This is a genomic window from Parvibaculum sp. (genome assembly GCF_002684405.1).
Lineage (GTDB): Bacteria > Pseudomonadota > Alphaproteobacteria > Parvibaculales > Parvibaculaceae > Parvibaculum.
The window spans coordinates 1-7,116 of sequence record NZ_NYVD01000028.1; the positions used below are offsets into that span (position 1 = coordinate 1).

A 7,116-nucleotide genomic window follows, 5' to 3' on the forward strand; every position below is an offset into this window, starting at 1 on the left:
GAGCCGGTGCGCGAGACCCCCGCGCCCGACGTGCCGGTAAAAGCCTCTCCCAAGGCAGCGGACATCCCCGATTACGAGACGCCCGAGCCCGAGGAAGAAGAGGATGACGGCGTCGTCCTGCCTGATCCGCCGCCGCCTCCGCCGCTGAGGGAAGCGGGCGCGCAGGCCGCGCAGGATTTCCTTGCCCAGGCACGGCGCGCCGCGCAGGCCGCCTCGCAAGGTTCCCATTCCGGCTATGACAGCCCGGCCTATGCCGAATCCTCCGCACGCTTCGAGACGGACGATGCAGAGAAGAAGCGCAACCGGCTGGTGATTATCGCCACGGCGGGCTTTATCGCACTCGCGGTCATCGCGGGCGCCTTCCTTTTCATGCGCCAGAGCCCGACACCGGGCGGCACGGCGCCGATGACAAATCCGGGCGAGACGAGTTCGCCCGCGACGACCAATCCGGAGGCCAGTCCGGAGGACGCCGGTGCCGATGCGGCACCAGAGGTACCGGCGTCCACCACGCCCGAGACCGGCACCTCCAAGACCGGCGCATCCGCCGAAGCCCCCGTCAATGTGGCGAAGGTTCCGGCGACGCCCGTGGACGATGTTTCGCCCGCGCCCGACACGCCGCCCAGCGCGCCGCAGCCGGTGACATTGAACGATGCCGCGCGGGCCGGGAACGCCGCCGCGGAATACACGCTCGGCGACGCCTATGCGCGCGGCGAGGGTGTGGCGCAGAACGACAAGCAGGCTGTGAGCTGGATCCGCAAGGCCGCCGGACAGGGCCTGACCATCGCCCAGTACAGGCTCGCGACCTTTTATGAAAAAGGGCGCGGCGTGGGCCAGGACAATGCCCGTGCGATGCAGCTCTATGAACAGGCCGCCAACAAGGGCAATGTGAAGGCGATGCACAATCTCGCCGTCATGTATGCCGAAGGCCGCGGCACGTCCCAGGATTTCGCCAAGGCCGCCCAATGGTTCGCGAAGGCGGCCAATTACGGGCTGGGCGACAGCCAGTACAATCTGGCCGTGCTCAACGAACGCGGGCTCGGCATCAAGAAAGACCTCGCCACCGCCTATAAGTGGTTCGCCATCGCGGCTCTTGCCGGCGACAAGGGCGCCGCCAGGAAGCGGGATGCGCTGGCCGAACAGATGGAGCCGGGCGATCTCGCCGATGCGCGCATCGCGACGAATGCCTGGCAGGCGAAGACCGCCGATCCGGTGGCGAATGGCAACCTCTCCTCGCTCAAGCGCTGGGACAGCGCCGCCGCGGGCCCCGCCGATCCCGATATCGCGCAGGCACAATCGCTGCTCAACAAGCTCGGCTACGATGCCGGCCCGGCCGACGGCATGATGGGCCCGCGCACCAAAGACGCCATTACCGCCTTCCAGAGGGCGAACGGTCTTGCACCGTCGGGCAAGGTGACGCCGGAACTGCTGATCGAGCTCGAGGGCTAAAAGAGCGGACGGAGACGGCCTGTCCGGTCTGCGCAGATTCCGCGTCACGGTTCTGGCGCAAAAGCTTGCGAGATAGTCCACGCCCCGGCCCGCCGCCCCTTTGAAACGGGACGGCAACGTGCTACGCCAAATCAATCATTGCCGGTGCCGTTCCGCAGCGAGTCCCTCTCGATGCATCAGGTGCTGACAAGCGAAGGGGGAAGGCCGACGGGCCCGTTTCGCGGGCAGGCCGCCGGAAGCGCTTACGCTCATGCAAATCTATCTGCCAATCGCGGAAATTCCGGTGAATGTGCTGACCATCCTGGCGATGGGGCTCACGGTCGGGTTTCTGTCGGGCATGTTCGGCATTGGCGGCGGCTTTCTGATGACGCCGCTCCTCATCTTTCTCGGCATTCCGCCCGCCATCGCGGTGGGCACGCAATCGACCTCGGTCGTCGCCTCCTCGGTGACGGGGGCGCTGGCGCATTTCGCACGGCGCAGTATCGACTTCAAGATGGGCGGCGTGCTGCTGGCGGGCGGCACCGCGGGCTCGCTCAGCGGTATCTATCTTTTCAAGCTGCTCAGTTCCATCGGCCAGGTCGACCTGATGATCTCCATCATCTATGTGGTCTTCCTGACCATTATCGGCGGGCTGATGATGGTGGAAAGCGTGCAAGCGATACGGGCCGCGCGCAATGGCGGGACGGGCGGCCGCGCACGCGGGCGGGGCCATCACAGCTGGATCCACGGCCTGCCCTTCAAGATGCGGTTTCGCCGCTCCAAGCTCTATATCAGCGTGATCCCGCCCATCCTGGTCGGCTATTTCGTCGGCACGCTCTCGGCCATTATGGGCGTGGGCGGCGGCTTCATCATGATCCCGGCCATGATCTACCTGCTGCGCATGCCGACCAGCGTCGTGATCGGCACCTCGTTCTTCCAGATCGTCTTCGTGACCGCGCTGACCGGCGTGATGCATGCCTATGAGAACCAGGCGGTCGATATCGTGCTGGGCTTCATCCTCGTGATCGGCGGCGCGGTGGGCGCGCAATTCGGCGTCCGCGTCGGCGAGAAGCTGCAGGGCGAACAGGTGCGCGCGCTGCTGGCCGCGCTGCTCCTCGTGATCGGCGTGCGGCTGGGCATCGACCTCATCAGCCGTCCCGACGACCTCTATTCCATCGTCGTCATGTCGTCGGGGAACTGACGCATGGCATTCCGGCGGACCGGCACATCTGCGCTTCTGGCCCTGCTGACGCTGGGCGCCTTTGCGCTCGGGACCGTATCGGCCCGCGCCGCCCGTCTGGTGACCGACCTGTCGCAGCACCAGGTCTCCATCCGGTCCAATTTCACGGGCACGGAGATCCTGCTGTTCGGCGCGGTGGAAGCGCCTCAAGCCGAACGCGCCGTCGATCGCGACATCATCGTGGTCGTGACGGGGCCGACGCGGACGGTGAAGGTCCGCCGCAAGGAACAGATGGCCGGGATATGGGTCAATCACGACTCGGTGACCTATCCCAATGTGCCCGGCTACCACGCCATTGCCAGCACGCGGCCGCTGGAAGTCATCGCCTCGCCCGAGACGCTGCGCGAACAGCGGATCGGCATCGAGAACTATGAATTCGGCGACGCCGTTGCGACCGGGATCGACGGGACGCAGGAATTCCTGCCGCCGGATACCGAGCGCGATTTCTGGAAGGCGCTGATCCGCAACAAGCGCCGCGACGGGCTCTACCTGACCGATCCGGGCGGGGTAATCTTTCTCGGCCAGACGCTTTTCCGCGCCACGCTGGACCTGCCCGCCACCGTGCCGGTCGGGCTCTATACGGCGAAGGTCTATCTGCTGAAGGACGGCAAGGTCGTCGATACGATTTCCTCGCCGCTCTATATCGACAAGGGCGGGATCGAGCGTTTCATCTACCGCCTCGCCTATAATAATGCGCTGCTTTATGGCCTGATCGCGGTGATCGGCGCCGCCTTTTTCGGCTGGCTGGCCTCCGCCGTGCTGGGCCGTCGCTGAACATGACGACAAAGTAATGCGGCCGCGCCGATCTGACACGCCGTTGCACGTTTGCCTCGCGGCGCCGACGGGCTAAAGTCCCCGCCCATGGACCCATCCAGCATCAGCTATGCCGCCGCGGCCGCGGGCGGCCTTATCAGCTTTCTCAGCCCGTGCGTGCTGCCGCTCGTGCCGGCCTATCTCTGCTATATCGCGGGGACGTCGCTCGACGAACTCGTCGCCGAGAACGAAAAGGGTGAGGCGCTAGGCTCGGAAGGGCTGACACTGCGCGTGACGCTGGGCGCCATCGGCTTCGTGCTGGGCTTCACCACCATCTTCGTGGCGCTGGGGGCGAGCGCCTCGGCGATCAATCCGCTCATCATTGCGCATAAGCAGCTTCTGGGGCGGATCGCGGGCGCGGTCATCATCATTTTCGGCCTGCATTATATGGGCGTCTTCCGGCTCGCCTTCCTCGACCGGGAGGCGCGCTTCCAGGTGCAGGGCACGGGCGCGGGCGAGAAGAGCCTCTTCATGCAGTTTGCCAGCCCCTATCTCCTCGGGCTTGCCTTCGCCTTTGGCTGGACGCCCTGCATCGGGCCGATCCTCGCCACCATTCTGACGGTCGCCGCCTCGCAGGAAAGCCTCGGGGCGGGCGTCGGGCTGCTGACGGTCTATTCGCTGGGGCTCGGCATTCCGTTCCTTGCCGCCGCTTTCGCCATTCGCGGGTTCCTCAGTTTCGCGGGGCGCTTCCGCCGTCACATGCACAAGGTGGAAATCGCGGCGGGGCTGCTGCTGGCGCTGACGGGCCTTTTGATGCTGACGGGCTCTTTCGAGAGCATCGCCGTCTTCCTCATCAATACGTTTCCGGGGCTTGCCAAGTTCGGCTGAGGCTTTCCGGGAAGATATGAAGGCGTAGATGCCCCGTATGAAGCGGGGCATGACGGCTAAAGGAATTCAGTCGCCTTCCAGCCGCGTTGCCGAGACCGGCACCACCGCGTCGCGGCCCATCATCCAGGCATGGAAGTCCCGGCCCGGCAGGAGCCCGGCATAGGCGCGGTCCAGCACGTTGAGCCCGCCCGCATAGGCGCCGAAGGCGGGCAGGATGGCGCGCGTCGTGTCGCTGACGAAACAGCGCCGCCGCAAACGCCGCCCGCGCACGCGCACCGCCGCGCAAGGGTGAAGATGGCCTGCGATCTCGCCAGTGGAGGGCGCGGGCCGCGGCTCGTGCCGGAAGGTGAGCGGGCCGACTGTCATCTCGCCCTGCACCGAGCCGCCGAAACGGCGCGGTGGCGCGGGGTCGTGATTGCCCTCGATCCAGACCCAGTCGCAGGCGGCGGTCAGCGCAATGAGACGGTCGGCATCGGGCTTCGCCATGCGCTTTTCCGCCCGGCGGTCATGGAAACTGTCGCCCAGCGCGATGAGCGTTTCAGGCTCATGCTTTTCCATCAGCTTTTCCAGCCGGGTGAGCGTCGCGCCCGTGTCGTAGGGCGGCAGCGCCACACCGCGTTCGGCAAAGGCGGACCCCTTTTCGAAATGCAGATCGGCGACGACGAGGATGCGTTCGTCCGCCCACCAGAGCGCGCCTTCGGGCAGCGGCGTCAGCGCCGCGCCGCAGACGATGAGCGGCGTTTCGCGCAATCGGGGGGAGGTTTCCGCATGTCGTTTACGCAACTGCATTTCAGACCAGTCTTGTCGCTTCTTCGATCAACTCATCGGCCGCTTCGGCCAGCAGCGCCTCATTCGCTTCGCCATGAACGGCTTCGCGCCCGATGTCGAGCAGCACAGGCACGGCGAGCGGGGAGACGCGGTCGAGACGTTCAAGCACGATTCGTCCCTTCACGCGCTTCAACATGGCAGCGACACGCGCAACGTCAAGGAGGCCGGTCGCGGCATCCTGATACGTCGCCTGCAAAAGAATGTGATCGGGCTCGTGTTCGCGCAGCACATTATAGATCAGGTCGGCGGAGAAGGTGACCTGCCGCCCGGTTTTTTCCTGCCCCGGGAAGCGGCGCTCGATCAACCCGGAGATAAGGGCGCAGTCGCGGAAGGTGCGCTTCAACAGGCTCGATTCCGCCAGCCAGTTTTCCAGATCGTCGCCCAGCATGTCCTCGCCGAAAAGCTCGCCGAGCGGCAGTTCGTGGCGGTCCGCCATCAGCCCCGGATCGCGCAGGCACCAGATGGCGAGCGAATATTCCGAGGCGACGAAGCCGAGCGGCCTTGCGCCCGCGCGGTCGAGACGGCGCGTCAGCAACATGCCGAGCGTCTGATGCGCGAGGCGGCCTTCGAAGGGATAGCAGACGAGATAGAACTTGCCGTTGCGGGGAAAGGTTTCGACCAGCAGGTCGTTTTCGCCCGGCAGGCGCGAGCGCCAGGCCTGCATGCCGAGCCAGTCCTGCACCTGCCGGGGGAGCGCGGCCCATTCGCCCTTGTTGGCCAGCATGCGGCGTACGCGCGAGGCGAGATAGGTGGAGAGCGGGAACTTGCCGCCGTAATAGGCGGGGATCATGGGCTCGTCGCCGCCGCCCTTGGTCACCAGCGCTTCCGTTTCCGCCAGTCCCTCGAAGGAGAGGATGTGCCCGGCAAAGAGAAAGGTGTCGCCGGGCGACAGCTGGTCGATGAAATATTCCTCAATCTCACCGAGCACCCTGCCCCCGCCCGCGCCCACCGGGCGACGCCCTTTCCGGATCATGCGGACTTTCAGCATGGGCGCTTCGACGATGGTGCCGACATTCATGCGGAATTGCTGGATGACTTTCGGGGTCGAGGCCCGCAGGCGCCTGTCGCCTTCAAGCGGCTTGTTGGGGCGCAGGCGCGCGAAGCGGTCATAGGTCTTGAGCGCATAGCCGCCGGTCGCGACGAAATCCACCACGCGGTCGAACTCGTCCCGCGTCAGTTCGCGATAGGGCGAGGCCGAGCGCACTTCCGCGTAAAGCTCATCGGGATCGAAAGGTTCGGAACAGGCCATGCCCAGCACATGCTGGGAGAGCACATCGAACGCGCCCTTGCGGGCGACGAGCCCATCCTGCGCGCCCTCCAGCGCGGCGGCACGGGCGGCCTCGCATTCCAGCACCTCGAAACGGTTGGCGGGGACGAGAAGTGCACGGCTCGGCTCGTCGAGGCGGTGATTGGCGCGGCCGATGCGTTGCAGCAGGCGGCTAGCGCCTTTCGGCGCGCCCATATTGACGACGAGATCGACATCGCCCCAGTCGATGCCGAGATCGAGCGTGGAGGTACAGACGACGGCGCGCAAGCTGCCCGCCGCCATGGCCGCTTCCACCTTGCGGCGCGCTTCCGGCGCGAGCGACCCGTGATGCAGCGCGATGGGCAGCGTGTCCTCGTTCAGATGCCAGAGCGACTGAAAGACGAATTCGGCCTGGGAGCGCGTGTTGACGAAGACCAGCACCATGCGATTGCGCTTGATCTCTTCATAGACGGCAGGCAGCGCATGGCGCGCGGAATGACCGGACCAGGGTATTCGAGCGGGGGGGATCCGCGCTTCAGCCGGGACGGGCAGCTTCGCCGCCGAATCAGGTTCCGGCCCTTTCGGGGTCAAAATGCCCAATTCCGGCATGGCGCCCGCGGGCGCGGTGACGATTTCCGCCATTGCCTCACCCATTTCGGGTTGGGGCATGAGATAGCGGCGCAGCTCGTCCGGCTCGGCCACGGTGGCGGAAAGGCCCACCCGGCGAAGCGACGGC

General features: G+C 66.0%; 6 protein-coding genes. 4 read left to right on the top strand and 2 right to left on the bottom strand.

Features of this window, described 5'->3' with window-relative positions:
* The 4 genes from CMI59_RS02485 to CMI59_RS02500 all read left to right on the top strand — a co-directional run.
* The coding region (locus CMI59_RS02485) for a peptidoglycan-binding protein (RefSeq protein WP_293324261.1) at window positions 1–1,446 on the top strand (1,446 nt) is incomplete at its 5' end.
* 250 nt (window positions 1,447–1,696) lie between these two features.
* On the top strand, window positions 1,697–2,626 hold the full coding sequence (locus CMI59_RS02490; protein WP_293324263.1) for a sulfite exporter TauE/SafE family protein: 930 nt from the start codon (window positions 1,697–1,699) through the stop codon (window positions 2,624–2,626).
* A 3-nt stretch (window positions 2,627–2,629) separates the two neighbouring features.
* Window positions 2,630–3,439, top strand: coding sequence for a TIGR02186 family protein (locus CMI59_RS02495; protein WP_293324266.1), 810 nt, complete (start codon window positions 2,630–2,632; stop codon window positions 3,437–3,439).
* An 87-nt stretch (window positions 3,440–3,526) separates the two neighbouring features.
* The gene (locus tag CMI59_RS02500) at window positions 3,527–4,306 is read left to right on the top strand and encodes a cytochrome c biogenesis protein CcdA (RefSeq protein ID WP_293324269.1); all 780 of its coding nucleotides are present in this window, start codon (window positions 3,527–3,529) and stop codon (window positions 4,304–4,306) included.
* Between the two features lie 66 nt (window positions 4,307–4,372).
* On the opposite strand, the gene pdeM is transcribed toward CMI59_RS02500, so the two are convergent.
* Together pdeM and CMI59_RS02510 are read right to left on the bottom strand one after the other, a co-directional pair.
* The gene (pdeM, locus tag CMI59_RS02505) at window positions 4,373–5,056 is read right to left on the bottom strand and encodes a ligase-associated DNA damage response endonuclease PdeM (RefSeq protein WP_293324272.1); all 684 of its coding nucleotides are present in this window, start codon (window positions 5,054–5,056) and stop codon (window positions 4,373–4,375) included.
* A 40-nt stretch (window positions 5,057–5,096) separates the two neighbouring features.
* Window positions 5,097–7,116 (bottom strand): helicase-related protein (locus CMI59_RS02510; protein ID WP_293324276.1); only part of this gene is annotated, 2,020 nt, incomplete at its 5' end.

Coding starts and splice junctions, on each gene's coding strand:
- CMI59_RS02500 (WP_293324269.1), top strand. CDS start 3,527: ATGGACCCATCCAGCATCAGCTATGCCGCCGCGGCCGCGGGCGGCCTT.
- CMI59_RS02495 (WP_293324266.1), top strand. CDS start 2,630: ATGGCATTCCGGCGGACCGGCACATCTGCGCTTCTGGCCCTGCTGACG.
- CMI59_RS02490 (WP_293324263.1), top strand. CDS start 1,697: ATGCAAATCTATCTGCCAATCGCGGAAATTCCGGTGAATGTGCTGACC.